This window comes from Stenotrophomonas sp. YJH_SMC_40 (assembly GCF_059368615.1).
This window is the reverse complement of the sequence record NZ_JCAFRX010000009.1, coordinates 134,737-160,350: the sequence shown is the minus strand read 5'-3', so window position 1 is coordinate 160,350 and position 25,614 is coordinate 134,737. Positions and strand designations below refer to the sequence as shown.

Genomic DNA, 25,614 nt, shown 5'->3' with positions numbered 1-25,614 from the left:
TCTATCGAATAGATGCAATCAATGGATTGTTCTTATCGCCAGCGAGTCGGTAACCTAGCTCCTGTCGATTCACCCACTCCCCTTCACCAGAGGAAAAACGATGTCCCTGATCAACACCCAGATCCAGCCGTTCGAAGCCAACGCTTACCACAATGGCGAGTTCATCAAGGTTTCCGACGCCAGCCTGAAGGGCCAGTGGTCCGTCCTGATCTTCATGCCGGCCGCCTTCACCTTCAACTGCCCGACCGAGATCGAAGACGCGGCTGACCATTACGCCGAGTTCAAGAAGGCTGGCGCCGAGGTCTACATCGTCACCACCGATACCCACTTCTCGCACAAGGTGTGGCACGAAACCTCGCCGGCCGTCGGCAAGGCCCAGTTCCCGCTGGTCGGCGACCCGACCCACCAGCTGACCAACGCCTTCGGCGTGCACATTCCGGAAGAAGGCCTGGCCCTGCGTGGCACCTTCATCATCAACCCGGAAGGCGTGATCAAGACCCTGGAGATCCACTCCAACGAGATCGCCCGTGACGTTTCCGAGACCCTGCGCAAGCTGAAGGCTGCCCAGTTCACCGCCGCCAACCCGAACCAGGTCTGCCCGGCCAAGTGGAAGGAAGGCGAGAAGACCCTGACCCCGTCGCTGGACCTGGTCGGCAAGATCTAACGCAGTACCGGCCTTCCGTGGCCCCACGCCACGGCGCGCCCTTCATCCCCATGCCGGTGCCCTACCGGCGTGGGGGTGAACCCAAGACAGCCAACGCTCGCCCGCCTTGGCCAGCCAGCCCCTTCCACGGTCGCTGTCTTGGGTTCACCCCTACCCCCAGCTGGTCCGCTACCTTGTACAGCGGTGCCACGCCCCCTGTTTGCCTGAAGCCAGGAGAAGACCGATGTTGGACGCCAACCTGCAGTCGCAGCTGAAGACCTATCTGGAGCGCGTGACCCGCCCGATCCAGATCACCGCGCACGCCGACGACGGCGCCAAGTCGCAGGAGATGCTGGAACTGCTGCAGACCCTGGAAAGCCTGTCGGACAAGATCTCGCTGCAGGTGCTGCGCGATGGCCAGGGCCGCGTGCCGTCCTTCGACCTGGGCACCCCGGGCCAGGACATCCATCTGACCTTCGCCGGCCTGCCGATGGGCCATGAGTTCACCTCGCTGGTGCTGGCGCTGCTGCAGGTGGGCGGTCATCCGTCCAAGGCCACGGCCGAGCTGATCGAGCAGGTGCAGAACCTGGAAGGCGAGTACAGGTTCGAAACCTACTTCTCGCTGTCCTGCCAGAACTGCCCGGACGTGGTGCAGGCGCTGAACCTGGCGGCGGTGCTCAACCCGCGCATCCAGCACGTGGCCATCGACGGTGCCCTGTTCCAGGACGAAGTCGAGAAGCGCGAGATCATGTCGGTGCCGACCGTGTACCTCAACGGCGAAGTGTTCGACCAGGGCCGCATGACCCTCGAGCAGATCGTGGCCAAGCTGGACACCAACGCCAGCAAGCGCGATGCCGAGAAGATCGCCGCCAAGGACGCCTTCGACGTGCTGGTGGTGGGCGGTGGCCCGGCCGGTGCTGCAGCGGCGATCTACGCCGCACGCAAGGGCATCCGCACCGGCATCGCCGCCGAGCGTTTCGGTGGCCAGGTGCTGGACACCATGGCGATCGAGAACTTCATTTCGGTGAAGGAGACCGAAGGCCCGAAGCTGGCCACGGCACTGGAACAGCACGTGCGCGAGTACGAGGTGGACATCATGAACCTGCAGCGCGCCAGCGCGCTGGTGCCGGCCGGTGAAGACGGCCTGGTGCAGGTGCAGCTGGAGAATGGCGCAGTGCTGAAGTCGCGTTCGGTGATCCTGTCCACCGGCGCACGCTGGCGGCAGATGAACGTGCCGGGCGAAGACCAGTACCGCAACAAGGGCGTGGCCTATTGCCCGCACTGCGATGGCCCGCTGTTCAAGGGCAAGCGCGTGGCGGTGATCGGCGGCGGCAACTCCGGCGTGGAAGCGGCCATCGATCTGGCCGGCATCGTGTCGCATGTAACCCTGCTGGAGTTCGATTCCAGCCTGCGCGCCGATGAAGTGCTGCAGAAGAAGCTGCGCAGCCTGGCCAATGTCACCGTGCTGACCAGCGCACAGACCACCGAAGTGCTGGGCGACGGCAGCCGTGTCACCGGCCTGGTCTACAAGGACCGTATCGGCGGCGACGCCCACCGCGTCGAGCTGGAAGGCATCTTCGTGCAGATCGGCCTGCTGCCCAACACCGAGTGGCTGAAGGATGTGGTGGCGTTGTCGCCGCGTGGCGAGGTCGTCATCGACGACCGCGGCCAGACCAACCTGCCGGGTGTGTTCGCTGCTGGCGATTGCACGACGGTACCCTACAAGCAGATCATCATCGCCATGGGCGCCGGTTCGACCGCCGCACTGAGCGCGTTCGACCACCTGATCCGCTCGTCGGTGAGCAACAGCAGCGGTGCCGTTGCTGAAGCGGCCTGATCCACCGTTCCCAGATCACCGGGAACATTGTCTGCCTGTCGGGTAACCACGCCGTCAGCCGGTCCGTTACCCCTGGGGTGTAAGGATGAACCTACGTGATCTGAAGTACCTGGTAGCCCTGGCCGACCACAAGCATTTCGGCCGGGCTGCCGCCTCCTGCTTCGTCAGCCAGCCCACGCTGTCCACCCAGATCCGCAAGCTGGAAGAGGAACTGGGCCTGCCGCTGGTGGAACGCGCGCCGCGCAAGGTGATGCTGACCCCGGCCGGCCAGGAAGCGGCGGCACGGGCACGGGTGATCGTGTCCGAAGTGGAACAACTGAAGGAAGCGGCGCGACGCAGCCGTGACCCGGAAGCCGGGACGGTGCGCCTGGGCATCTTCCCGACCCTCGGCCCGTACCTGCTGCCGCATGTGATTCCGCGCATCCGTGAGCGCTTCCCGGAGCTGGAACTGCTGCTGGTCGAGGAAAAGAGCGACGTGCTGCTGGACCGCCTGCGCGAAGGCAAGCTGGACGCCGCGCTGCTGGCGCTACCGGTAATCGACGACCAGCTGCATGCCGAGTTCCTGTTCGAGGAACCGTTCCTGCTGGCGGTGTCCGGGCGCCACCCGCTGGCCCGGCGCGAACACCTGGATGTGCAGGAACTGGCCACGCAGAAGCTGCTGCTGCTGGAAGATGGCCACTGCCTGCGCGACCAGGCGCTGGAAGTGTGCCGCCTGTTCGGCGCCAACGAGAAGTCCGAGTTCCGCGCCACCAGCCTGGAGACGCTGCGGCAGATGGTTGCCGCCGATGTCGGCATCACCCTGCTGCCCAGCCTGTCGGTGCAGCCGCCGGTGCCGCGCTCGAACAACATCCGCCTGCTCGACTTCACCGGCGAGGGCCGTCCCAGCCGTCGCATCGCCATGATCTGGCGCCGCAGCTCGGCCATGAACGACTTCCTGATGGAACTGGCCGACCAGTTCAAGCGCCTGCCGCAGGCGCTGTTCACCCTTGATGCGGTGAATGCCACCGGCGACGCGACCGCCCTGCCCGGCCCCGCCCTGAACGGCTGAACCCCCGCAGCACCGGCCTGGAATCGGCAGGAGTCGATTCCGGCCGCATTTGTCCCCACAATACAGACAGGCGGCGCCAGCAGGTGCCGCCTTTTGCATGGCTTTCAACCAAGGAGCTTCACCATGAGTACCGCCAGCGGCCTGCCGCCGTCGATCACCGTTTCCACCTTCGACATGGACCGCCTGGACGCCATGCTCGAATCCCCTGCGCTGAGCCAGACGCCTGCCGCGCTCGCGCTTGCTGAAGAACTCAACCGGGCCACCGTGCTGGCACCGGACCAGATTCCCGAAGGCATCGTCATGATGCATTCGCGCGTGGAGTGCGAAGATGAAGTGTCGGGCGAGAAGCACGTCCTGACCCTGGTCTTCCCCCGCGAAGCCAACGTCGATGAAGGCAAGGTTTCCGTGCTGGCCCCGGTCGGCAGTGCCCTGCTCGGCCTTTCGATCGGCCAGAGCATCGACTGGAATGCGCCCGGCGGCCGCAAGCTGCGCCTGCGCGTGACCGCGGTCCACAACGACCGCCCCTGATTACCGCTGCGCACTGCGCGCGATTCGATCCCCCTGCACCAGGAGCCGTAATGAGTACCCCGTCCAAACTGTCCCAGCTGCGCGAACTGTCCGTGGTCGTTGCCGATACCGGTGACTACGAGGCGATCAAGCGCCTGCAGCCGGTGGACTGCACCACCAATCCGACCCTGGTGAAGAAGGCGCTGGACCTGCCGGTCTACGCCGAGCTGATCGAACGCGAACTGGCTTGGGGCCGCCAGCAGAGTGGCGACCGCGAAGCCGTGGTGCACGCCGTGGCCGACCGCCTGACCATCGGCGTCGGCGCGCTGCTGAGCACGCTGGTGCCGGGCCGCGTGTCCACCGAAGTGGACGCCGACCAGGCCCACGACACCGCCGCCACCGTGGCCAAGGCCCGCCAGTTCATCCAGATGTACGCCGATGCCGGCGTGCCGCGCGAGAAGATCCTGATCAAGATCGCCGCGACCTGGGAAGGCGTGGAAGCCGCGCGCATCCTGCAGGCCGAGGGCATCGACTGCAACCTGACCCTGATCTTCAACCCGACCCAGGCGCTGGCCTGCAGCGAAGCCGGCGCGTTCCTGATCTCGCCGTTCGTCGGTCGTATCCTCGATTGGTACGTGGCCAACGGCCAGACCCCGGCCACCATCGACGAAGACCCGGGCGTGAAGTTCGTGCGTGGCGTGTACGCCGAGTTCAAGCGCCGCGGTTCGCCGACGGTGGTGATGGGTGCCTCGTTCCGTTCGACCGCACAGATCGAAGCGCTGGCCGGCTGCGACCGCCTGACGATTTCGCCGGACCTGCTGGAGAAGCTGGACGCTGACCACGGCGAGTTGCCGCGCAAGCTGGTGGCCGCTGCAGCGGACGGCGCGGCGGTGACCCCGATCGATGCGGCGAAGTTCGCGGCGGACCTGGCGGCCGATCCGATGGCCACCGAGAAGCTGGCGACCGGCATCGAGGCGTTTGCCAAGGATCTGGAAGCACTGCGCGAGCGGATCCGCGCGGCACTGTGAGGATTACTGCCAACGGCTGAGCCCCTCGTGGCGGGTCGGTTGGTCGCGAAGGGCATGAAGCAACAGCCGTGCTGGGTCGGGCGGGTTGGGTTCGCGGGGGACGCCGTGAACCCGTCCATGGGGGCTTGGCCGCGGCATCCATGCCGCGGACACCCCCGCGAACCCAACCCGCCCGCCCTCTGACAATTTCCTGCGGCCGCCCGCCACGGGAGAAAGAAAGAAGAGCAACAGCGGGTCGCGCGCTTCGCTTGCTCGGAGCCGAGCATGGCTATGCCGGTCGTCCTGACCGGCACCCTCCGGGCCGTCGCGCAAGCGACGTTGGCAGCGGCTCCTGCCGCTGCCTTCAGCTCTACAGAAAGCACTGCAGGATCAAACAAAAAGGACGCGGCGAACGCCGCGTCCTTTTTGTTTTTCTTCAGTTCGTCAGTAACCAATGCTCTCGCCCACCGTCACCGGGAAACTGTCGAAGGTGGGACGGGTGCAGATGGCGGGACCGTCCACGGCATGGATGCCGTGGCCGAGCCCCCAAGGACGGGTTTACGGCGTGTCCCGCCATCTGCACCCGTCCCGCCAAACTCACAGCAAACCAGAGCCGCTTGGCTTTGGCTTTGGCTTTGGCTTTGGCCTTGGCTTTGGCTTTCAGCCGTTGACGTTGCCCGCCGCAGGCGGACCACCGCGCGTCAGCGCGGCGCCTCCACATCCAATCCGATCGGGCAGCTCACGCCGGTGCCGCCGATGCCGCAGTAGCCGTTCGGATTCTTCGCCAGGTACTGCTGGTGATAGTCCTCGGCGTAGTAGTACGCCGGTGCCGGGTACACGATTTCGGTGGTGATCGGGCCGTAGCCGGCCGCATCCAGCTGCGCCTGGTAGGCCTCGCGGCTGGCCAGCGCGGCCTTGTACTGGGCTTCGTCAGTGGTGTGGATCGCCGAGCGGTACTGGGTGCCGGTGTCGTTGCCCTGGCGCATGCCCTGGGTCGGGTCGTGGCTCTCCCAGAACAGCTGCAGCAGGCGCTCCAGGCTCACCACCGCCGGGTCGAACACCACCTGCACCACTTCGGTGTGGCCGGTCAGGCCCGAACAGACCTCTTCATAGGTCGGGTTCGGAGTGATGCCCCCGGCATAGCCCACCGAGGTGCTGTACACGCCCGGTTCGGTCCAGAACTTGCGCTCGGCGCCCCAGAAGCAGCCCAGCGCGAAACGGATCTGCTGCAGGCCGGCAAAACGGTCCTTCAGCGGATGGCTGTTCACGAAGTGCTGGTTGCTGTGCAGCGGCAGCGGCTGGTCACGCCCCGGCAGCGCCTCTTCCGGGCGCGGCAGGCGCTGCTTGAAGGCGCCGATGCCGAGGATGCCCTGGCCAATTCCCAACATGATGCGCTCCTACGCCGGACGTCCGGCTATGTCGTCTGCATCTGAAATGGGGGCGTCCGGCGCGTGGCCCAAGTCCAGCGCCGCCACGATGTCCTCGGCCTGCGGGCGTGCCGCTTCGGGGATTCCCACCCGCAGCACACCGAACAGCGGCAGCTCGCCCATGCCGCCCAGCAGCTGCTCGCCAAACACGAAGGCCGGGATGCCGGCATCTTCCAGCGCGTGCTTGACCAGGTGGGCGTCGAACAGGTTGTCGGCCTTGTACACGATGTGCATGCGGCGGCTCCGTGGGACAGGGTTCCAGCATACGCCCGGGGGCTGAATGGTGGTGCTGACGGCGCATGACCGTTCTGCCGGCCAGCGGCCGGCACTACCCATCCACCTTCCGGTAGCGCCGGCAGCGGGCCGGCGGAATGTGGATCGCCGTGCAGTTGGGTAGTGCCGGCCGCGGGCCGGCATCCCCACACCCCACCGGGCAGCCCTGCCCCGTACGCGCTAGACTGTTGGTCTTTCTGCCCTTTTTCGCCCCAGACTCATGTCCGAGCACACCCCCGCCAGCCCCGAGACCCCCGCCGACAGCCACGAGAAGCGCGATTTCATCCGCCAGATCGTGCGCGAGGACCTGGCCAGCGGAAAGCACCAGGCGATCAAGACCCGCTTCCCGCCGGAGCCGAACGGCTACCTGCACATCGGCCATGCCAAGTCGATCTGCCTGAACTTCGGCATCGCCGGCGAATTCAGCGGCGTCTGCAACCTGCGCTTCGACGACACCAACCCGGCCAAGGAAGACCCGGAATACGTGGCCGCGATCCAGGACGACGTGCGCTGGCTGGGCTTCGAGTGGAACGAGCTGCGCCATGCTTCGGACTACTTCCAGGCCTATTACCTGGCCGCCGAGAAGCTGATCGAACAGGGCAAGGCCTATGTCTGCGACCTGTCGGCCGAGGAAGTGCGCGCCTACCGCGGCACCCTCACCGAGCCGGGCCGCCCGTCGCCGTGGCGCGACCGCAGCGTCGAGGAAAACCTCGATCTGTTCCGCCGCATGCGCGCCGGTGAATTCCCGGATGGCGCGCGCACCCTGCGCGCGAAGATCGACATGGCCAGCGGCAACATCAACCTGCGCGATCCGGCGCTGTACCGCATCAAGCACGTCGAGCACCAGAACACCGGCAACGCGTGGCCGATCTACCCGATGTACGACTTCGCCCACGCGCTGGGTGATTCGATCGAGGGCATCACCCACTCGCTGTGCACGCTGGAGTTCGAAGACCACCGCCCGCTGTACGACTGGTGCGTGGACAACGTCGATTTCGCCCATGACGATGCGCTGACCCAGCCGCTGGTCGATGCCGGCCTGCCGCGCGAAGCCGCCAAGCCGCGCCAGATCGAGTTCTCGCGCCTGAACATCAACTACACGGTGATGAGCAAGCGCAAGCTGATGGCGCTGGTCACCGAGCAGCTGGTGGACGGCTGGGAAGACCCGCGCATGCCGACCCTGCAGGGCCTGCGTCGCCGTGGCTACACCCCGGCCGCGATGCGCCTGTTCGCCGAGCGCGTGGGCATCAGCAAGCAGAATTCGCTGATCGACTTCAGCGTGCTGGAAGGCGCGCTGCGCGAAGACCTGGACAGCGCCGCGCCGCGCCGCATGGCGGTGGTCGATCCGGTCAAGCTGGTGCTGACCAACCTGCCGGAAGGCCATGAAGAACAGCTGACCTTCAGCAACCACCCGAAAGACGAGAGCTTCGGCAGCCGCGAAGTGCCGTTCGCACGGGAAGTGTGGATCGACCGCGAGGACTTCGCCGAAGTGCCGCCGAAGGGCTGGAAGCGCCTGGTGCCGGGTGGCGAAGTGCGCCTGCGCGGCGCCGGCATCATCCGCTGCGACGAAGTGATCAAGGATGCCGGCGGCACCATCACCGAGCTGCGCGGCTGGCTGGATCCGGAATCGCGTCCGGGCATGGAAGGCGCCAACCGCAAGGTCAAGGGCACCATCCACTGGGTCAGCGCCGTGCATGGCGTGCCGGCCGAGATCCGCCTGTACGACCGCCTGTTCTCGGTGCCGAACCCGGATGATGAATCGGAAGGCAAGACCTACCGCGATTACCTCAATCCGGAATCGCGCCGCACCGTCACCGGCTATGTCGAGCCGGCCGCGGCCAGCGCCGCGCCGGAGCAGTCGTTCCAGTTCGAACGTACCGGCTACTTCGTCGCCGACCGCCGCGACCACACCGAAGCCAAGCCGGTGTTCAACCGCAGCGTGACCCTGCGCGATACCTGGTCGGCCTGAGGACCTGCGCGGGCGCCAGCACGGCGCCCGCACGCCATCGACAATGATCACCGCCCTCTCCGTCCTGTTCTGGTTCATCTCGCAGCATCCGCTGCTGACGTTCTTTGCAGCGATGGTGCTGGCCGGGCTGGTCTCGTGGTGGCGGCGCTTTCCGGGCTACGCCATCGTGGTGTTCCCGCTGGCGATGCTCAACATGTTCCTCGGCCACTTCCTCAACGCCACCTTCCTCAACGTGGCGGGCGAGCGTGGTGAAGCGGTGATCGTCAAGGCCGAGCGAACCAGCTCCACGCTCAACGAACAGTACATCTGGCGCTACGAAGGGGTGCTGCGTACCGCCGAGGGCCGCGACGTGGACGTGGTGTTCCACACCAACACCGCTTCGCTGTGGCCGCTGGAAAACGCCATCCGTATCCCGGCGCGCGACCAGCCGTTCGTGGTCAAGTACACGCCGGGCTTCCCACGCAACTTCGTCATCCTCACCAATGAATCCCCGCACGGCGTCGCCCAGGCCCGGGCCAGCGCGCGCGAGCGGGTGGAGGTGGCGGCACGCAAGCTGCATTTCAGCCCGGGCAATGCCGATTTCCGCGCGGACTATCGCCGCGAGCTGGAAAGCTGGCTGCGCGACCACGGCAACGATCCGCAGCAGCAATCCGACGCGCAGCGATATCGCGCCGAACTCGACGCGCTGTGAAGCTGGGGTTGCTTCTTACGGTACGAGAATCCGATTGACAGATCGGTTGAGAGGAATCACGCATGAAGATTGATCGCGATTTCATGATTTTCTGCGCCGCGTTCTCAGGGATCGCTGAAGGAAAGAAGTGTGTCGGCATACAAGGAAGCGAGTCGGAGCCCTTCATGCTGAAGGTGTACAGCGAGTATCTCTCGACTTCACATCCAAAACCCGACATCAAGTGGATCGACTCTGTCCCTGGCGCAATCCAAGCATGGATGATCGAAACGATCGACAGGTACTTCCTCTCGATGGACAAAGCACCTCGTTGGGTACGTGAACCCAGCTGGCGCTTCATTGATGACGACCCCATGGTCTTTGTCAGCCAGATAGATCTTGAAGACAACGCGACAATGAGGAACAACGCTTCGGCAGGTGAGGTTCTTTATCTGTTCAGCGGCAGACAAGCGTGCGACGGGGGCTGGGAGCTGAAGGTGAAGCTTGTCAAGCAAGACAAAGCGACTCCCGGAACAAGCTACCTTGGTTAGTTCGGGCTGGACCGGCACCTCATGCATTTTTGAGACACCAGGCCATGCCCATTGACGGCATTCCTCTTACCGACCTGCCTTTATGACCGACAGTGCTTCTCCACTCCTCCCGCTGCTGCAGCAGGTCCTTCAGGACGCGGGCGTCGCCAGCCACGTCGACGGCAACGCGCTGCTGCTGGACAGCGGCCTGCGCCTGACCCCGCATGCAATGGCCGCACACGCGCGCGACAACGGTGGTTGGCAGACCTCCACCGTCATTGAAAGCCAGCATCCGCAGTTGTTCGCCGATGGTCTGTTCGAGTACCAGCACGCAAATGGTGCCGATGAGCAGGCATCGCTGTTTTCCGGCTTCCAGGCCTGGGCCCGGGTGGACCTGGTGACCCTGCAGACCGCGATCGGCGCCCAAGACGCACAGGGCCTGCCGATGATGGGCCTGACCTATCCGGCCGGTGACAATGGCGAGGAACACGAGCGCACTGTAGTGCTGGGGCCGTTGGCGCACTACCGTGCACAGGAAGTGGATGCCTCCACCTGCAGCGAAGACGATCATGGCTCCTGCCCCTGCTGCCTGTTCACCCGCAGCATGGAGGCCTTCGACGAGCTGCTGAAAGCCCGCCAATTCCTCGCCATCCGCCTGTTCGCCTCGCGCGATGCCGACGGCCTGTGCGAGGCCGATTGCCGGGTCAACGGCCACGACTTCGCCGCCGCCCTGCCCCTGCTGCGCGCCTACGCGGCCAGCTGGCCGCAGGCCGGGCTGGAGTTCCGCAAGCAGTACGTGGTGATCCGCACCGGCTCGCCAGGCTGACCCACGCCCACACCCGATACAGGCCCGTGCGGCTACACTGCGCGCCGGTTCCCCAAGCAACCGCACTTTTTCCCATCCCACACGAGGCACCCCCGCGATGCTGTACGCGCAAGTCCACCTGACCCTTCCCGCCTGGATCCACGACCAGATCGACCTGGATCGTCGATATCCGGGCGATGAGGCCAAGGTCGCGCTGGCGATCGAGCTGTCGCGGCTGAACGTCGAGCACGCCAGTGGCGGCCCGTTCGGTGCGGTGGTGTTCGGCCCGGACGACAAGGTCATCGCCGCTGGCGTGAACCGGGTGATGCCGCACGCGACCTCGCTGGCGCACGCCGAGAACATGGCCTACATGCTGGCCCAGCAGCGCCTGCAGACCCCGCGCCTGAACGCGGTGCTGTCGCCGGTCACCCTGGCCACCAGTTCGCAGCCGTGCTGCCAGTGCTATGGCGCTACCGTGTGGGCGGGCATCGACCGCTTGCTGATCGGTGCCAACTCGGCCGACGTCGAGGAACTGACCCCGTTCGATGAAGGCCCGCTGCCGGCCGACTGGGTCGGCGAGCTCAACAAGCGTGGCATCGAAGTGGTGCAGGGCCTGAACCGCGACGCCGCGCGCAGCGTGCTGCGCGCCTATGGGGAAAGCGATGGCGCCCGTTACTGAAACTGGCATCGGCCTGCTGTGCCTGTGCCGGCAGGGCTTCGAGCCCGAGCTGGCCGGCGAGCTGCAGTTCCGCGCCGGCGAAGCCGGTTTCGCAGGTTATGCGCGTACCCAGCGCAATGACGGCTACGTGCTTTTCATGTGCGACGAAGCCGCCGCGCTGGCGCCGCGCCTGCGCTGGCGCGAGCTGATCTTCGCGCGGCAGAAGCTGGTGGTGCTGGCCGAGCTGCCGCAGCTGGACCCGGCCGACCGCATTACCCCGATGCTCGACGTGCTGGCCGATGCGCCGCGCTTCGGCGACCTGTGGGTGGAACACCCGGACTCGGACGCCGGCAAGCCGCTGTCCGGGTTGGCCCGTGCCTTCGGCAATGCGCTGCGCCCGGCGCTGCGCAAGGCCGGCAAGCTCACTGACAAGCCGAACAACCGCCTGCCGCGCCTGCACGTGGTGTTCGTCGACGGCACCCACGCCTTCGTCTGCGTGGCCGACCCGGCCGACAGCGCGCCGTGGGCACTGGGCATCCCGCGCCTGAAGCTGCTGCCCGAAGCACCCTCGCGTTCGGCGCTGAAGCTGGACGAAGCACTGCTGACCCTGCTGACGCCGGAAGAACGCGAAGCACTGGCCAAGCCCGGCATGCGTGCGGCCGACCTGGGTGCCGCCCCCGGCGGCTGGACCTGGGTGCTGACCCGCCAGCACATGCACGTGTTGAGCATCGACAACGGCCCGCTGCGCCAGCACGTGCTGGACACCGGCCTGGTCGAGCACCTGCGCGCCGATGGCTTCCACTGGCATCCGGAACAGCCGCTGGACTGGATGGTCTGCGACATGGTCGAGCAGCCGCGCCGCGTAGCCGAACGCATGGCCACCTGGTTCCGCGAAGGCTGGTGCCGGCACGCGATCTTCAACCTGAAGCTGCCGATGAAGAAGCGCTGGGACGAAACCCGCCTGTGCCTGGACCTGTTCCAGGGCCAGGCCGGCAAGCCGCTGGTGGTGCGTGCCAAGCAGCTCTATCACGACCGTGAGGAGATCACCGTACTGGCGTCGCCACTGCGCTGAGGCCATCACGTCCGCCGGGCATACCCCGGCGCTGCAGAGGGAGGAGCATCCATGCGACATCGAACGATTCCGCTGCTGATCACCCTGCTGGCCGCCGCACCAGCGGTGGCCCAGCAATTGCCGCACACCCCGGCACAAAGCCAGCCGCTGGGCCCCACCGGCGGCGCGATCCGCCAGCAACCGCTGGATGCGGGCCGGGTCAGCGGCAGCGTCGAGATTCCGCAGCCGGCCGGCGAGGCGCAGGTGACCGTGCGTTCACTGGAACCAAGCAGCGTGGTTGGCCAGTACCGCATCCACTTCGCTGCGCTGGATGTGAACGGCGATGGTTTCATCAGCCGCGAGGAAGCGCAGGCGAATCCGGCGCTGGCCGATGAGTTCAATGCGTTGGACGTGAAGCGTCGCGGCAAGCTGGATCGTGCCGACCTGGCCGGCTGGCTGGTGGATTGAATCCACCCGCGATCTTCATCCACGCATGGCGTGGATCTATTGGAGCAACGGCGGTAGCAGCGCCCGCTTTCGGTAGGTGCCAACCTTGGTTGGCACAACATCGGAACGCCGTCGCCCCATCTGGGCCGACGTGACCTGGCAGACGTGCCAACCAAGGTTGGCACGTACCAGAGCGGGATCCCGTGGTTGCTACCGCGCCAGCGGTGCCCGCAGCATCGTGCGGTTCGCGCTCCGGCTACACCCCGGCGGCGCGCTTCCAGAATGCCTGCACCAGCGGCGGCCATTTGCCGACGCAGCCCAGCGCGCGGCCGCGGGCCAGGGTCAGGTGCATTTCGTCGTTGGAAAACAGGCGGTTGATCGCATCGAAGCTGTAGGCGGCGATGTGGTTGTCGCTGCGCCGTTCGCGTGCCCAGCGCTGCAGGCGCTGCGGCGACAGCCGCGGCTGGCCGCGGCGCTCGGCCGACGGCGCCAGCCACTGCTGCAGGGCAGCGACATCGCGCAACCCCAGGTTCACGCCCTGCCCGGCCAGCGGGTGCACCACATGCGCGGCATCGCCCAGCGCCAGCACGCGGCCGGCGACGTAGTGACGGGCCAGCTGGCGGCGCAGCGGGAATGCTGCGCGCGGTGATGCCAGCCGCAGCTCACCCAGCCGCGCCGCGAAGGCGCGGGTCAGTTCGCGGTTGAAGCTGTCTTCGTCCAGCGCCAGCACGCGCGCGGCCTCGTCCTCGGGCAGGGTCCAGACGATCGAGCTGCGGCGCTCGGCCACCGGCAGCAGCGCCAGCGGCCCGCTCGGCAGGAAACGCTGCCAGGCGGTGGCCTGGTTGGGAAGATCGCTGTCCACGTAGGCCACCACGCCACGCTGGTGGTAGTCATGCTTTTCAACCTCGATCCCGGCCAGTTGGCGCAGGGTCGATTCGGCGCCGTCGGCGGCTACCGCCAACGCCGCTTCCAGGCGACGACCGTCATCCAGGCGCAGGCGCACGCCGTCGTCGTCCTGCTCCAGCGCTTCCACCCGCGCCGGGCAGTGCAGCTGCACGCCCGCCGCCGGCAACGCCGCCCACAGGCGATCCTGCAGCAGGCCGTTCTCGACGATGTAGCCCAGTTCACGACGGCCGAAGCGATCGGCATCGAACAGCAGATCTTCGCCACCGGCCGCATCCCACACCTGCATGCGCCGGTAGGGCCAGGCGCGGGCCTGCACGATCGCCGGCCACACGCCCAGGCGGTTCAACAGTTGTACGTTGTCAGCAGCGAAGGCGAACACGCGCAGGTCAGGCTGTGCGGCCTGCCACGGCGCGGGCTCACGACCTTCCACCAGCGCAACCGACAGGCCGGCATCGGCCAGCGCCAGCGCGCACGCGGCACCGACCACGCCACCACCGACGATGGCCACATCAAGGCGCATGCGCCGGCTCATGCGGCTTCTCCGCGGCACAGGCGCGGCACTTCGCCGCGGAAGCCCATCGCGCCACCGACCAGCATCGACTGCACCGATGCGCGTTGCGCGGCCACCAGGCCGAGGCTGCGCAGCGGCCGCATCAGCGGCGCCGGGTTGCTGGTCAGGCGCGCCAGGCCGCCGGAGAACGCCACCGTCTGCCGGCGATCTTCCTCGCGGCGCGCGACATAGGCCTGCAGCAGTGCATCACTGCCGGCATCTTCATGCGCATCCTCCAGCAGCTCGGCCAGGGTCAGCGCATCGCGCAGGCCCAGGTTGAAGCCCTGTGCACCCAGCGGATGAATGGTCTGCGCGGCATTGCCCAGCAGCACCGTGCGCTCACCGGCCAGGGCGCGCGCCAGCACCTGGATGAGCGGGTAGGCGCTGCGCGGGCCGGACTCGAGCAGGCGGCCGGCACGCCAGCCGATCGCGTTCTGCAGGCGTTGCAGCCAGGCGGCATCGTCCAGCGCCATCACCGCATCGGCCTGGTCGCGCGCAACACCATGCACGGTGCCGAAGTGACGATCGCCGCGCGGCAGCAGGGCCGTCGGGCCGGTATCGGTGAAACGCTCCCACGCGGTGCCATCCGGCGCGCGCTGGCTGCGTACACGGGCCACGAACAGGGTCTGCTGGAAATCATGGCGGTCGACCTCGATGCCCAGCGCACCACGCACGCCACTGGTCGTACCGTCGGCACCCACCACCAGCCGTGCCAGCAATACGCGCTCGCCGGCCTCATCGGCGACCCGCACCTGGCGGTAGCCGTCGACCACTTCACCCAGGCCCAGGAACCGCATCGGCCGGTAACGGCGCAGCCGCGGCAGCTCCTGAAGCCGCGCTTCCAGCGCCTGGCCGAAGTCGCGGGCGACCACCACCTGGCCGAACCAAGGCCGGTCGTAATCGGCCGCTTCCAGCTGCACGCGGCCGAAATCGCCGGCACGGCTGACGTGGATGCGCCGGATCGGGCCCGGTGCCATCGCCAGCTTCTGCATCACCCCCAGCGCGGTCAGCGCATTGACGGTGGCAGCGGCGAAACTGAGATTGCGCTGGTCGAACACCGTCGGCAGCTCGCCGGCCGGGCTGGCCTCGAGCAGGCCCACGTCGCGGCCGAGGCGGTCCAGGGCAATGGCCAGGCTGGCGCCGACCAGGCCACCACCGACAATCAGCACGTCATGTCGTTCACTCATGCGTTCATGATACGCGCTCGCCCCGTCTGTACGCCGAACGGCCGGTCCTGCGCCAACCCGCGCGGCGGGCTAGAATGAAACCTGAATCCGCTCCGGGCCCGCCACCATGTCCGACACTGCCAACCGCGCCTTCGTCCTGTCCGTGCTCGTTCTGGTGCTGGCAGCGACCCGTGTCAATCACTTCGCGGCGATCCCCGATGCCTCATGGGCGGTGTTCTTCATCGGTGGCTTCTACCTGGCCCGCTGGACGCGCTGGGCGTTCCCGCTGCTGATGGTGTTCGCGGTGCTGGTGGACTGGATCGTGATCCGCAGCAGCGGCCTGGACTTCTGGCAGCACTACTGCGTGTCGCCGGGCTACTGGCTGCTGCTGCCGGCCTATTTCTCGCTGTGGGCCGGCGGCATGCTGCTGGGCCGCAACTACCAGAGCGCGCGCTGGCCGGTACTGGCCAAGGGCGCGCTGCTGCTGGTCGCCTCGGTGGCGGTCTGCCACCTGCTGGCGCAGGGCGGCTTCTACTGGACCAGCAGCAACGTGGCCGAGCCGACCCTGGCCGGCTGGGCACAGAACTACGCGCAGTGGTTCGGCCCCTACCTGCGCACCACGGCGATCTACGTGGCGCTGGCCGCCGCCCTGCAGCTGGCCGTGGAGCAGGTGTTGAAGCTCCAGCAGGCCCGCCGCGACATCCGCCACTGAGCCGCGACATGGGTCATCGCCTCTCGCGCATCTACACCCGCACCGGCGACGACGGCAGTACCGGCCTCGGTGACGGCCAGCGCGTGCCCAAGGATGACGCCCGGGTGGCGTCCTACGGCACCGTCGACGAGGCCAATGCCGCGCTCGGCCTGCTGCTGGCCGTGCCCCTGCCCGAGGATGTGCGCGCGCTGGTGGTGCATCTGCAGCACCAGTTGTTCGACCTGGGCGCCGAACTGTGCATCCCCGGCCACGCGGCGATCCAAGCCGCCGATGTCTCGGCCCTGGAACAGCAGCTGGACCATTACAACGCCGACCTGCCGATGCTGAAGGAATTCATCCTGCCGGCCGGCGGCGAAGCCGCCGCGCGCTGCCATCTGGCCCGCACCATCGTCCGCCGCGCCGAGCGCGAAACGGTCACCCTGGCCCGCCACGAGGCCGTGCGCAGCGAGGCGTTGCAGTACCTGAACCGGTTGTCGGACCTGTTGTTCGTGCTGGCCCGGGTGCTGGCCCGCGCCGACGGCCAGGGCGAAGCGCTGTGGCAACCACAGCAGCGCCAGCGCTGAGCCTGCACGATGCTGGTCTACACCCATCCGTCCTGCCTGCTGCACGACCCCGGTCCGGGCCATCCCGAGTGCCCGCAACGCCTGCAGCATGTGCTGGACGCGCTGCACACCGCGTTCCCCGGCCAGCTGGAGTGGCGCGAAGCGCCACCGGCCAAGTTCGGTGAACTGACCCGGGTCCACGACAGCGCCCTGCTCGACTTCGTGCTGCAACCGCAGACCGCACCGCTGCGCCAGCTGGACATGGACACCTGGACCTCACCCGGCTCGGCCAGCGCCGCCGTGCACGCCGCCGGTGCCGGCGTGGCCGCGGTCGATGCGGTGATGCTGGGCGACGACCCGCTGGCCTTCTGCGCGGTACGCCCGCCGGGCCACCACGCCACCAGCAGCACGGCGATGGGCTTCTGCCTGCTCAACAACATCGCCATCGCCGCCGCCTATGCCCGCGACCGCCACGGCCTGGAACGGATCGCGGTGGTCGACTTCGACGTCCACCACGGCAATGGCACCCAGGACATCTTCCAGCACGACGCCCGGGTCTCGTACTACAGCACCCACCAGGCCGGGCTGTTCCCCAATTCCGGCCTGCGCCGTGACCGCGGTGCCGGCAACCTGATGAACATCCTGCTGCCGCCGGGCAGCGGTGGCTTCCGCTTCCGCAACGTCTGGGCCGACGAGATGCTGCCGGCCATCGACGACTTCCGCCCGCAGCTGCTGCTGATCTCGGCCGGCTTCGACGCCCACCTGCGTGATCCGCAGGCGGACCTGATGCTGGAGACCGACGATTTCGCCTGGATCACCGGTGAACTGCACGCGCTGGCACGCCGTCACGCGGCCGGCCGGGTGGTCTCGATGCTGGAGGGTGGCTACGACCTGCAGGCCCTGGCCGAGTGCAGCGTGGCCCATGTCCAGGCCCTGCTCACGCCGTCCGTGGGCACCTCCGCCGGATGAACCCGAACCGGCAGGCTCTGGCGTCCTTCATTGCCCCTATGCAAGGGATGGGGCAAGCTACCGTCCGTTTTCGCCCGAATCCGAACCGCGTGCGCCGAGCCCTCCGCCTGCTTCCCCTGCCTCTTAGCATCGCCATCAGCCTGCCGGCGATGGCCGATGAAAAGCCGCTCAACTGGGGCCTGTGCCCGGCCACCGACGTCATTCCCGCGTTCACTGACGCCCCCACCCCGGTCCCGGCCCAGGACAAGGCTGCCGCCGCGGCCGCCCGCGAGCAGCAGCCGACCGACATCGAGGGTGACCAGCTGCTGGGCACCACCACCGTGCCGCAGTACGAGGGCAACGTGGCGCTGCGCCGGGGTGACCAGTTCGTCGGTACTGACAAGCTCAGCTTCGACACCGAGACCGGCAACTACATCGCCGACGGCAATGTCCGCTACCAGGACGGGTCGATCCGGATGGTCGCCAAGCGTGCCGAAGGCAACCAGGAAAGCGATACCCACAAGATCTCCGACATCAAGTACCAGCTGGTGTCGCGCCGGGGCAACGGCGATGCCGAGTCGGTCGACCTGCAGGGTGCGGTCGGCCAGATGCACCGCTCCACCTACACCACGTGCGACCCCTCGCAGCCGGTGTGGAAGCTGTCTGCGCCGCAGATCGAAGTGGACAACGACGAGGGCTTCGGCACCGCGCGCAACGCCGTGCTGCGCATCGGCAAGGTGCCGGTGCTGTGGGCGCCGTACTTCAAGTTCCCGATCGATGATCGCCGCAAGACCGGCCTGCTGTTCCCGCAGCTGGGCATGTCCGGGCGCAACGGCTTCGACTACGCCCAGCCGATCTACTTCAACCTGGCGCCGAACTACGACGACACGCTGACCCCGCGCTACATGAGCCGGCGCGGCCTGCTGCTCGACAACGAGTTCCGCTACCTCTACAACGGCGGCCGCGGCGAGGTGTTGACCTCGTTCATGCCCAACGACCGCCTGCGTGACCGTGACCGCGGCCGGGTGATGTTCACCGGCTACCACAACGTGGACAGCCACTGGCAGGCCCGCGCCAACCTGGCCTGGGTCAGCGACGAGCGCTATGTCGAGGATTTCGCCAACCGCCTGGTGGGGGTGACCGCCTCCAACCTGCAGAGCACGGTGGGCCTGTATGGCACCGGCACGAACTGGACGGCCGGCATCATGGCCGACCGCTGGCAGCTGACCGACTACACGCTCGACGAGCGCGCCCTGCCCTACAACCGCCAGCCACGCCTGTACTTCAACTGGGACAAGCCGGTCCGGCCCTGGCTGGAAGCCGGCATCTACGCCGAAGCGGTGCGCTTCACCCACGACGACATCAACTTCAAGAACGCCGTCGGCACCGGTAAGGATCTGCAGTACACCCGCAACGGAGTGCAGTGGACCGACGGCGTCGGTGTCAGCGGCGGTTCGCGATTGGACGTGAAGCCGTATGTGTCGTTCCCGATCAGCGGCGCGGCCTGGTATGTGACCCCGACCCTGGCCTACCGCTACACCGCCTATCAGCTGGACCGAGGCCTGGTGGATGGTGTGAGAGGCATCCAGGCCCAGATCCTGAGTTCGCAGGGCATCGACCCGAACACGGCCACGCCCGAGCAGCTGCGCGGCAATACCTCGCCCAGCCGCAGCCTGCCGATCGGCAGCATCGACGCCGGCCTGTTCTTCGATCGCGAAACCAGCATCCGCGGCAAGTCGTTCCTGCAGACCCTGGAACCGCGCCTGTTCTACCTGCGCACGCCGTACCGCAACCAGGACGAGCTGCCGATCTTCGACACCCGTGACTTCACCTTCAGCTGGGGCCAGCTGTTCCGCGACTCGCGCTACACCGGCGCCGACCGCCAGAACGACGCCAACCAGCTGACCCTGGCGGTGAGCACCCGGTTCATCGACCAGACCACCGGCAAGGAACGTTTCTCGGCCTCGATCGGCCAGATCCAGTACTTCGATGAGTCGCGGGTGACCGTCACCCCCGGCGGCGCCCCGGTGGAAAAGGGCAAGTCGGCCTGGATCGCCGATGGCAACTACATGATCAACGACCGCTGGACCCTGGGCGCCACCTACCAGTGGGACCCGAAGTACAAGCGCGAGGATCTGGCCAGCGTCCGTGCCCGCTACCTGATGCCCAACGACGGCGTGGTCAACCTGAGCTACCGCTACCGCATCAATGCCGGTGCTCTGCCCGGTGCCAACAAGCATGACCGCACCCTGCTGGAGCAGGCCGACCTGTCGTTCCTGTACCCGCTGAATGCGCGTTGGAGCCTCGTCGGCCGCTATTACTACTCGCTGCAGGACAAGGAGCCGCTGGAAATCATCGGCGGTGTCCAGTGGGACAGCTGCTGCCTGGCCGTGCGTGTGGTCGGCCGCCGCTATGTCCGCAATCGCGAAGGCGAGATGAACAACTCCATCCAGGTGGAGTTCGTCCTGAAGGGCCTGAGCTCCATCGGCCAGGACACGGACCGCACTCTGCGCCGTGCTATCCTCGGCTACAACCGCGACGACCTCTATCTCGTGCCGCCCAGCAACACCGGGGCGACCCGCGATGACTACGATCCGAATCTGATCCCATGACCAAGCGCTTCCCCGTTCTACTCGCCTCGCTGCTGGCGGTGTCCAGCGTGTCCGCCCCCCTGCAGGTGCTTGCCCAGGAGGCGCAGCCGCTCGACCGCATCGCCGCCGTCGTCGATGAGGACGTGATCCTGCAGAGCGAGCTCCAGCGTGCGATCGCCAACATCAAGGCGCAGTACGCCGGGCGGGAGAACCAGCTGCCGCCGGAAGACGTGCTCAGCCGCCAGGTGCTCGAGCGCCTGGTGCTGGTCAAGCTGCAGGTGGCCCGCGCCCAGGGCAGCGGCATCCGTGTCAGCGACCAGGAGCTGAACCAGGCGATGAACTCCATCGCCCAGCAGAACGGTTCGAACCTGGACGCCCTGCGCCAGCGCCTGGCCCACGACGGCATCGATTTCAACGATTTCCGCGCATCGGTGCGTGATGAGATCACCGTGCAGCGCCTGCGCCAGAGCTTCGCGCAGAGCCGCATCAGCGTCAGCGAGGGTGAAGTCGATGCCGCGCTGAAGCAGCAGGCCACGGTAGGCAACCAGTACCACCTGGCGCACATCCTGGTCGCGTTGCCGGACGGCGCCAACGCCGACCAGATCGCCACCGGCCAGAAGAAGGCCGATGGCGTCAAGGCCCTGCTGGACAAGGGCGAGCTGGACTTCAACGCGGCGGCCGTGCGCTATTCCGACAGCCCCAATGCGCTGGAAGGCGGCGACCTGGGCTGGCGCAGCCTGGATGAAATCCCGCAGGCCTTCGCGCAGATGATGGAAAAGATGAAGCCCGGCGAAGTGGTCGGCCCGATCCGTGGCCCCAGCGGCTTCCAGCTGTTGAAGCTGGTGGAAGTGCGTGATGCCAGCGCCACCGCTGGCGCCAGCACCGTCACCGAGTACCACGGTCGCCACATCCTGGTGCGCGTGGACGATCATCAGACCGACGCGGCCGCCAAAGCCAAGATCGATACCCTGCGTGCCCGCATTGCCGGTGGCGCGGACTTCGAGACCGTGGCCAAGGAGTCCTCCGAGGACAACAACAGCAAGGGCCAGGGCGGCGATCTGGGCTGGTTCCCGGCCGATGCGTTCGGTCCGGCCTTTGGCCAGCAGGTGGCCGCCATCCAGGACGGCGGCGTCAGCCAGCCGTTCCGCACCGATGCCGGTTGGCACATCCTGCAGCGCGTGGCCACTCGCCAGACCGACGTGACCAACGACAACCAGCGTGCCCAGGTCCGCGAGACCATTGGCCGCCGCAAGCTGGAAGACGAGTACAACCGCTTCCTGCAGGAACTGCGCGGCGAAGCCTACGTCAGCTTCCGCAGTGGCGACCGCGCGGAAAACACCGCCACGCCGCCGCAGTCCTGATCGATGCGCCCCGAGCTCGCTCTGGTACCGGGCGAGCCGGCCGGGATCGGCCCGGAGCTGTGCGTCCGCCTCGTCCAGCAGCCGCGTGAAGATTGCCGGCTGCTGGCCTTCGCCGACCCGGACACCCTGCGCGCGGCCGCGGCCGCGCTGAACCTGCCGCTGCAACTGCTGCCCGAGGATGCCGAAGCGCGCGTCCCCGGCGACCTGCGCCTGCGCGTGGTGGCCAATGCCACCCCGAGCCGTTTCGGCCAGGCCGATCCGGCCAATGCCGGCGCGGTCATCGGCGCCCTGCTCGGTGCCGGCCAGGCCTGTCTGTCAGGCGAACTGCACGGCGTGGTGACCGGCCCGGTGCACAAGGCCGTCATCAACGAAGGCGGCATCGCCTACAGCGGCACCACCGAACTGCTGGCCGACCAGGCTGGGGTGAAGGTGGTGATGATGCTGGCCAACCACATCGTGCGCGTGGCCCTGGCCACCACCCACCTGCCACTGCGCGAGGTGGCCGACGCGATCACCACGCCCAGCCTGGAACACACCCTTCGCACCGTGCACGCCGCGCTGCGCCGCGAGTTCGGCCTGCCCGCGCCACGCATCGCCGTGCTCGGCCTGAACCCGCACGCCGGCGAAGACGGCCATCTGGGCCGCGAGGAACTGGACCTGGTCATCCCGCTGCTGCAGCGCCTGCGCGCGGAGGGCATGGACCTGATCGGGCCGCTGCCAGCCGATACCGCCTTCCTGCCGGCCAAGCTGGCCGGCTTCGACACCGTGCTGGCGATGTACCACGACCAGGGCCTGCCGGTGCTGAAGTACTCGGGCTTCGAGCAGGCGGTGAACCTGACCCTGGGCCTGCCCTACCCACGCGTTGCAGTGGACCACGGCACCGCGCTGGACCTTGCCGGCCGTGGCGTTGCCGACCCTTCCAGCCTGCAGGCGGCAACGACGTTGTGTGCGCAGCTTGCGCGGCAACGTACACTGAGCGCATGAATTCCCCGCATTCCCCCTCCGGCCCGGTGTTCACCGCCCCGGCCAAGAAGCAGCTTGGCCAGCATTTCCTGGCCGACCGCCACTACATCGACAAGATCGTGATGGCGGTCAACCCGAAAGACGGTGACCGCCTGGTCGAGATCGGTCCCGGCCAGGGCGCGATCACGCTGCCGCTGCTGCGCGTGCATCCGAAACTGACGGTGATCGAGTTCGACCGTGACCTGATCGCGCCGCTGACCGCCGCCGCCGAGCCGCTGGGCGAGCTGACCATCGTCCACCGCGACGTGCTGCGCGTGGACTTCACCGAGCTGGCCGCCGGCCAGCCGATCCGCCTGGTCGGCAACCTGCCCTACAACATCTCCTCGCCGATCCTGTTCCATGCACTGGAACATGCCGCGGTGATCCGCGACATGCATTTCATGCTGCAGAAGGAAGTGGTCGACCGCATGGCCGCCGGCCCCGGCAGCAAGGTGTACGGCCGTCTCAGCGTGATGCTGCAGGCCTACTGCCAGGTGACCTCGCTGTTCGTGGTGCCGCCGGGCGCGTTCCGGCCGCCGCCGAAAGTCGATTCGGCCGTGGTGCGGCTGTTGCCGCGTGACCCGGCCACGATCAACATCAACGACCACAAGCGTTTCGCCGAGGTGGTCAAGGCCGCCTTCGGGCAGCGCCGCAAGACCCTGCGCAACGCCCTGAACAACGTGGTGTCCGCCGAACAGTTCGTTGCCGCCGGCGTGCGTCCCGATGCCCGCGCCGAACAGCTGGACGTGGCCGAATTCATCGCTTTGGCCAATGCCTCCTGATTACACTGCCGGTATGGAAGACGCTGACGTTTACGCCATCTCCGTCGAAGTCGCACCGCGCTTCCTCGACGATCAATCCGCGCCGGAAGACGGACGCTATGCGTTCGCCTACACGATCCGCATCCACAACCAGGGGCGTGTTGCCGCGCGCCTGGTCGCACGCCACTGGCGCATCACCGATGCCAACGGCCGCGTCGAGCATGTCGATGGCGACGGGGTGATCGGCGAGCAGCCACGCCTGCGTCCCGGTGAAGACTTCCATTACACGTCCGGTGTCATGCTGGGGACCGATCACGGGACCATGCAGGGCCACTACGACATGGTCGCCGACGACGGCACCGAATTTGCCGCGCCGGTCGCACCTTTCGTGCTGGCCATCCCGCGTACCCTGCACTGACACGGAGGCCGGACGATGAGTGTGTGGGCGATCGGCGACCTGCAGGGCTGCTATGACGTCACCCAGCGGCTGCTGGAGAAGATCCGCTTCGACCCGGCGCAGGACACCCTGTGGTTCTGCGGCGACCTGGTCAACCGCGGTGGCCAGTCGCTGGAAACGCTGCGGCTGGTGCATTCGCTGCGCGAGCACAGCGTGGTGGTGCTGGGCAACCATGACCTTTCGCTGCTGGCCGTCGGTGCACGCACCGAAGAGGAACAGCGCAAGGTCAACCCGGACCTGCTGCGCATCGTGCAGGCCGAGGACCGCGACGAACTGCTGGACTGGCTGCGCCTGCAGAAGCTGGTGCACGTGGACCGCGAGCTGGGCTGGATGATGGTGCACGCCGGCCTGGCGCCGAAGTGGACCACGCAGATGGGCGAAAAGCATGCCGCCGAGGTCGAGGCGCAACTGCACGGTGCCGGCTACCGCAAGCTGTTCCGCAACATGTACGGCGACAAGCCGAGCTGGGCACCGAACCTGTCCGGCTACGACCGTTCACGCGCGATCATCAATGTGCTCACCCGCATGCGCTACTGCACCCCGCGCGGGCGCATCGGCATCGAGGACAAGGGCACGCCGGGCACGCAGGAACAGGGACTGTACCCCTGGTTCGAAGTGCCGGGCCGGGTCGAGCGCGATCTGAAGATCGTCTGCGGCCACTGGTCGGCGCTGGGCCTGACCATCACCCAGGGCGTGCATGCCATCGACACCGGCGCAGTCTGGGGCGGCAAGCTGACCGCGATCCAGCTCGATACCGATGAACTGCGCGTGGTGCAGGTGCCGGGCCGCGATGTCCCCGCACCCGTGCCCAACGCACGCCCGCCAGCGCGACCGGCGCACGAGCGCCCGGCGGCATCGGCGCAGGGCAAGGAACAGGGCGGCGGCAACACCCCGGCCGCCAACCCGGGCAACCGCGGCCCACGCCGTCGTCGGCGCCGTGGCGGCGGCGCGGGTGGTGGCTCTGCGGGCCCCGGCAGCAACAGTCCCCCGCCGCAGGCATGACGCGGCGCGGTGGGGCACCATGGACGGTGCTGCTGCTGACGGTGGCCCTGGCCAGCGGCTGCCAGCCCCCTTCGGCCCCGGCCCCCGCCGACGGCGGAAACGCCGGCCTCACGCCATCGCAGCCGCAGGCGCCTTCGCCGCCGCTGGTGGCAGCGGCGCGCGCACAGGTCGGCGTCACCACCCGCTACGACCCTGCCTATCAGGTGCTGGCCTATCCCGGCGGCGACGTTCCGGTTGATCGCGGCGTGTGCACCGACGTGGTGGTGCGTGCCCTGCGCAGCCAGGGCCTGGACCTGCAGGCGCGCGTGCATGAAGACATGCGCGGCAATTTCAGTGCCTATCCCGCGATCTGGGGCCTGTCACGGCCGGACCGCAACATCGATCATCGCCGTGTGCCGAACCTGATGCGCTGGTTCGAACGGCAGGGCTGGCAGCAACCGATCACGGCCGCCGCCACCGACTATGCGGCCGGCGACATCGTCGCCTGGAAGCTCAACGGCAACGGCCTGCTGCACGTGGGCATCGTCTCCGACCGGCGGCTGGCCAATGGCACGCCGCTGGTGCTGCACAACATCGCGCGCGGCACGCGCGAAGAGAACCTGTTGTTCCAGCACGCCATCATCGGGCATTACCGGATGCCGCAGCGACAGCCCAGGTAGAGTCGACTGTCAGTCGACTATCGCGCGCAGCGTGGGTTTTTCGGGTGACCGCCGAGAGCAGTCGACCAACAGTCGACTCTACCCCGTC

Annotated in this window: 26 protein-coding genes; 22 read left to right on the top strand and 4 right to left on the bottom strand. The window is 67.5% G+C overall.

Annotated elements, in window-relative coordinates; genetic code table 11:
- Positions 1 to 100: 100 nt before the first annotated feature.
- The 5 genes from ahpC (at position 101) to AC5P6X_RS17395 (ending at position 5,063) form a co-directional block, all read left to right on the top strand.
- Positions 101 to 664: an alkyl hydroperoxide reductase subunit C gene (ahpC, locus tag AC5P6X_RS17415; protein ID WP_005408159.1), complete on the top strand. Its 564-nt coding sequence runs from the start codon at positions 101 to 103 to the stop codon at positions 662 to 664.
- Positions 665 to 887: 223 nt separating this feature from the next.
- Positions 888 to 2,480: an alkyl hydroperoxide reductase subunit F gene (gene ahpF / locus AC5P6X_RS17410; protein WP_005412311.1), complete on the top strand. Its 1,593-nt coding sequence runs from the start codon at positions 888 to 890 to the stop codon at positions 2,478 to 2,480.
- A gap of 85 nt (positions 2,481 to 2,565) precedes the next feature.
- Positions 2,566 to 3,528 carry a LysR substrate-binding domain-containing protein gene (locus AC5P6X_RS17405; protein WP_049450147.1) on the top strand — a complete coding sequence of 321 codons (963 nt, stop codon included), beginning with the start codon at positions 2,566 to 2,568 and terminating at the stop codon, positions 3,526 to 3,528.
- Between the two features lie 123 nt (positions 3,529 to 3,651).
- Positions 3,652 to 4,056 (top strand): nucleoside diphosphate kinase regulator, encoded by a 405-nt coding sequence (rnk, locus tag AC5P6X_RS17400; protein WP_005408156.1) that lies wholly within the window; start codon positions 3,652 to 3,654, stop codon positions 4,054 to 4,056.
- Between the two features lie 50 nt (positions 4,057 to 4,106).
- Positions 4,107 to 5,063 (top strand): transaldolase, encoded by a 957-nt coding sequence (locus AC5P6X_RS17395; RefSeq protein WP_049450146.1) that lies wholly within the window; start codon positions 4,107 to 4,109, stop codon positions 5,061 to 5,063.
- 680 nt (positions 5,064 to 5,743) lie between these two features.
- On the opposite strand, the gene msrA is transcribed toward AC5P6X_RS17395, so the two are convergent.
- Together msrA and AC5P6X_RS17385 are read right to left on the bottom strand one after the other, a co-directional pair.
- Entirely contained in the window at positions 5,744 to 6,409 is a 666-nt protein-coding gene (gene msrA / locus AC5P6X_RS17390) for a peptide-methionine (S)-S-oxide reductase MsrA (RefSeq protein ID WP_032965999.1), read from the bottom strand.
- A 30-nt stretch (positions 6,410 to 6,439) separates the two neighbouring features.
- Positions 6,440 to 6,703, bottom strand: coding sequence for a putative signal transducing protein (locus AC5P6X_RS17385; protein WP_049450145.1), 264 nt, complete (start codon positions 6,701 to 6,703; stop codon positions 6,440 to 6,442).
- Between the two features lie 259 nt (positions 6,704 to 6,962).
- On the opposite strand from AC5P6X_RS17385, the gene AC5P6X_RS17380 reads away from it, so the two are divergent.
- The 7 genes from AC5P6X_RS17380 to AC5P6X_RS17350 all read left to right on the top strand — a co-directional run bounded on the left by AC5P6X_RS17380 (position 6,963) and on the right by AC5P6X_RS17350 (position 12,890).
- The gene (locus AC5P6X_RS17380) at positions 6,963 to 8,711 is read left to right on the top strand and encodes a glutamine--tRNA ligase/YqeY domain fusion protein (protein WP_049450144.1); all 1,749 of its coding nucleotides are present in this window, start codon (positions 6,963 to 6,965) and stop codon (positions 8,709 to 8,711) included.
- A gap of 43 nt (positions 8,712 to 8,754) precedes the next feature.
- Complete coding sequence (locus tag AC5P6X_RS17375; RefSeq protein WP_329757240.1) at positions 8,755 to 9,402, top strand: hypothetical protein; 648 nt, start codon at positions 8,755 to 8,757, stop codon at positions 9,400 to 9,402.
- Positions 9,403 to 9,464: 62 nt separating this feature from the next.
- Positions 9,465 to 9,929, top strand: a complete 465-nt coding sequence (locus AC5P6X_RS17370) for a hypothetical protein (protein ID WP_088436778.1) — start codon at positions 9,465 to 9,467, stop codon at positions 9,927 to 9,929.
- A gap of 82 nt (positions 9,930 to 10,011) precedes the next feature.
- Positions 10,012 to 10,734 (top strand): DUF6348 family protein, encoded by a 723-nt coding sequence (locus AC5P6X_RS17365; protein ID WP_049395809.1) that lies wholly within the window; start codon positions 10,012 to 10,014, stop codon positions 10,732 to 10,734.
- 97 nt (positions 10,735 to 10,831) lie between these two features.
- Positions 10,832 to 11,392, top strand: a complete 561-nt coding sequence (locus AC5P6X_RS17360) for a nucleoside deaminase (RefSeq protein ID WP_004154307.1) — start codon at positions 10,832 to 10,834, stop codon at positions 11,390 to 11,392.
- A complete protein-coding gene (gene rlmM / locus AC5P6X_RS17355; RefSeq protein ID WP_049450140.1) occupies positions 11,376 to 12,443 on the top strand; it encodes a 23S rRNA (cytidine(2498)-2'-O)-methyltransferase RlmM in 1,068 nt (355 codons plus the stop codon). Before AC5P6X_RS17360 ends, rlmM begins: the two co-directional genes overlap by 17 nt.
- Before the next feature lie 51 nt (positions 12,444 to 12,494).
- Positions 12,495 to 12,890, top strand: coding sequence for an EF-hand domain-containing protein (locus AC5P6X_RS17350; RefSeq protein ID WP_005408148.1), 396 nt, complete (start codon positions 12,495 to 12,497; stop codon positions 12,888 to 12,890).
- A gap of 235 nt (positions 12,891 to 13,125) precedes the next feature.
- Here AC5P6X_RS17350 and AC5P6X_RS17345 read toward each other — a convergent pair whose 3' ends face one another.
- Together AC5P6X_RS17345 and ubiH are read right to left on the bottom strand one after the other, a co-directional pair.
- Entirely contained in the window at positions 13,126 to 14,307 is a 1,182-nt protein-coding gene (locus AC5P6X_RS17345) for a UbiH/UbiF family hydroxylase (protein WP_005412304.1), read from the bottom strand.
- Positions 14,304 to 15,512: a 2-octaprenyl-6-methoxyphenyl hydroxylase gene (ubiH, locus tag AC5P6X_RS17340; RefSeq protein ID WP_049450138.1), complete on the bottom strand. Its 1,209-nt coding sequence runs from the start codon at positions 15,510 to 15,512 to the stop codon at positions 14,304 to 14,306. Before ubiH ends, AC5P6X_RS17345 begins: the two co-directional genes overlap by 4 nt.
- A gap of 106 nt (positions 15,513 to 15,618) precedes the next feature.
- Here ubiH and AC5P6X_RS17335 point away from each other — a divergent pair, with 106 nt between their 5' ends.
- The 10 genes from AC5P6X_RS17335 (at position 15,619) to AC5P6X_RS17290 (ending at position 25,526) form a co-directional block, all read left to right on the top strand.
- Entirely contained in the window at positions 15,619 to 16,203 is a 585-nt protein-coding gene (locus AC5P6X_RS17335; protein WP_005408145.1) for a hypothetical protein, read from the top strand.
- A gap of 8 nt (positions 16,204 to 16,211) precedes the next feature.
- Positions 16,212 to 16,766: a cob(I)yrinic acid a,c-diamide adenosyltransferase gene (locus AC5P6X_RS17330; RefSeq protein ID WP_088436773.1), complete on the top strand. Its 555-nt coding sequence runs from the start codon at positions 16,212 to 16,214 to the stop codon at positions 16,764 to 16,766.
- Positions 16,767 to 16,775: 9 nt separating this feature from the next.
- The gene (locus AC5P6X_RS17325; RefSeq protein ID WP_005412302.1) at positions 16,776 to 17,714 is read left to right on the top strand and encodes a histone deacetylase family protein; all 939 of its coding nucleotides are present in this window, start codon (positions 16,776 to 16,778) and stop codon (positions 17,712 to 17,714) included.
- Between the two features lie 89 nt (positions 17,715 to 17,803).
- Positions 17,804 to 20,305 carry an LPS-assembly protein LptD gene (gene lptD, locus AC5P6X_RS17320; protein ID WP_088436781.1) on the top strand — a complete coding sequence of 834 codons (2,502 nt, stop codon included), beginning with the start codon at positions 17,804 to 17,806 and terminating at the stop codon, positions 20,303 to 20,305.
- Positions 20,302 to 21,645 (top strand): peptidylprolyl isomerase, encoded by a 1,344-nt coding sequence (locus AC5P6X_RS17315; RefSeq protein ID WP_005408141.1) that lies wholly within the window; start codon positions 20,302 to 20,304, stop codon positions 21,643 to 21,645. The genes lptD and AC5P6X_RS17315 overlap by 4 nt, the downstream gene beginning before the upstream one ends.
- 3 nt (positions 21,646 to 21,648) lie before the next feature.
- Complete coding sequence (gene pdxA, locus AC5P6X_RS17310) at positions 21,649 to 22,629, top strand: 4-hydroxythreonine-4-phosphate dehydrogenase PdxA (RefSeq protein ID WP_049450134.1); 981 nt, start codon at positions 21,649 to 21,651, stop codon at positions 22,627 to 22,629.
- Entirely contained in the window at positions 22,626 to 23,429 is an 804-nt protein-coding gene (gene rsmA / locus AC5P6X_RS17305) for a 16S rRNA (adenine(1518)-N(6)/adenine(1519)-N(6))-dimethyltransferase RsmA (protein WP_049450132.1), read from the top strand. Before pdxA ends, rsmA begins: the two co-directional genes overlap by 4 nt.
- A gap of 13 nt (positions 23,430 to 23,442) precedes the next feature.
- Positions 23,443 to 23,826, top strand: a complete 384-nt coding sequence (gene apaG / locus AC5P6X_RS17300) for a Co2+/Mg2+ efflux facilitator ApaG/CorD (protein WP_005412297.1) — start codon at positions 23,443 to 23,445, stop codon at positions 23,824 to 23,826.
- 15 nt (positions 23,827 to 23,841) lie between these two features.
- Positions 23,842 to 24,867, top strand: coding sequence for a symmetrical bis(5'-nucleosyl)-tetraphosphatase (locus AC5P6X_RS17295; RefSeq protein WP_329757239.1), 1,026 nt, complete (start codon positions 23,842 to 23,844; stop codon positions 24,865 to 24,867).
- On the top strand, positions 24,864 to 25,526 hold the full coding sequence (locus AC5P6X_RS17290) for a DUF1287 domain-containing protein (protein ID WP_033834748.1): 663 nt from the start codon (positions 24,864 to 24,866) through the stop codon (positions 25,524 to 25,526). The genes AC5P6X_RS17295 and AC5P6X_RS17290 overlap by 4 nt, the downstream gene beginning before the upstream one ends.
- Positions 25,527 to 25,614 lie beyond the last annotated feature (88 nt).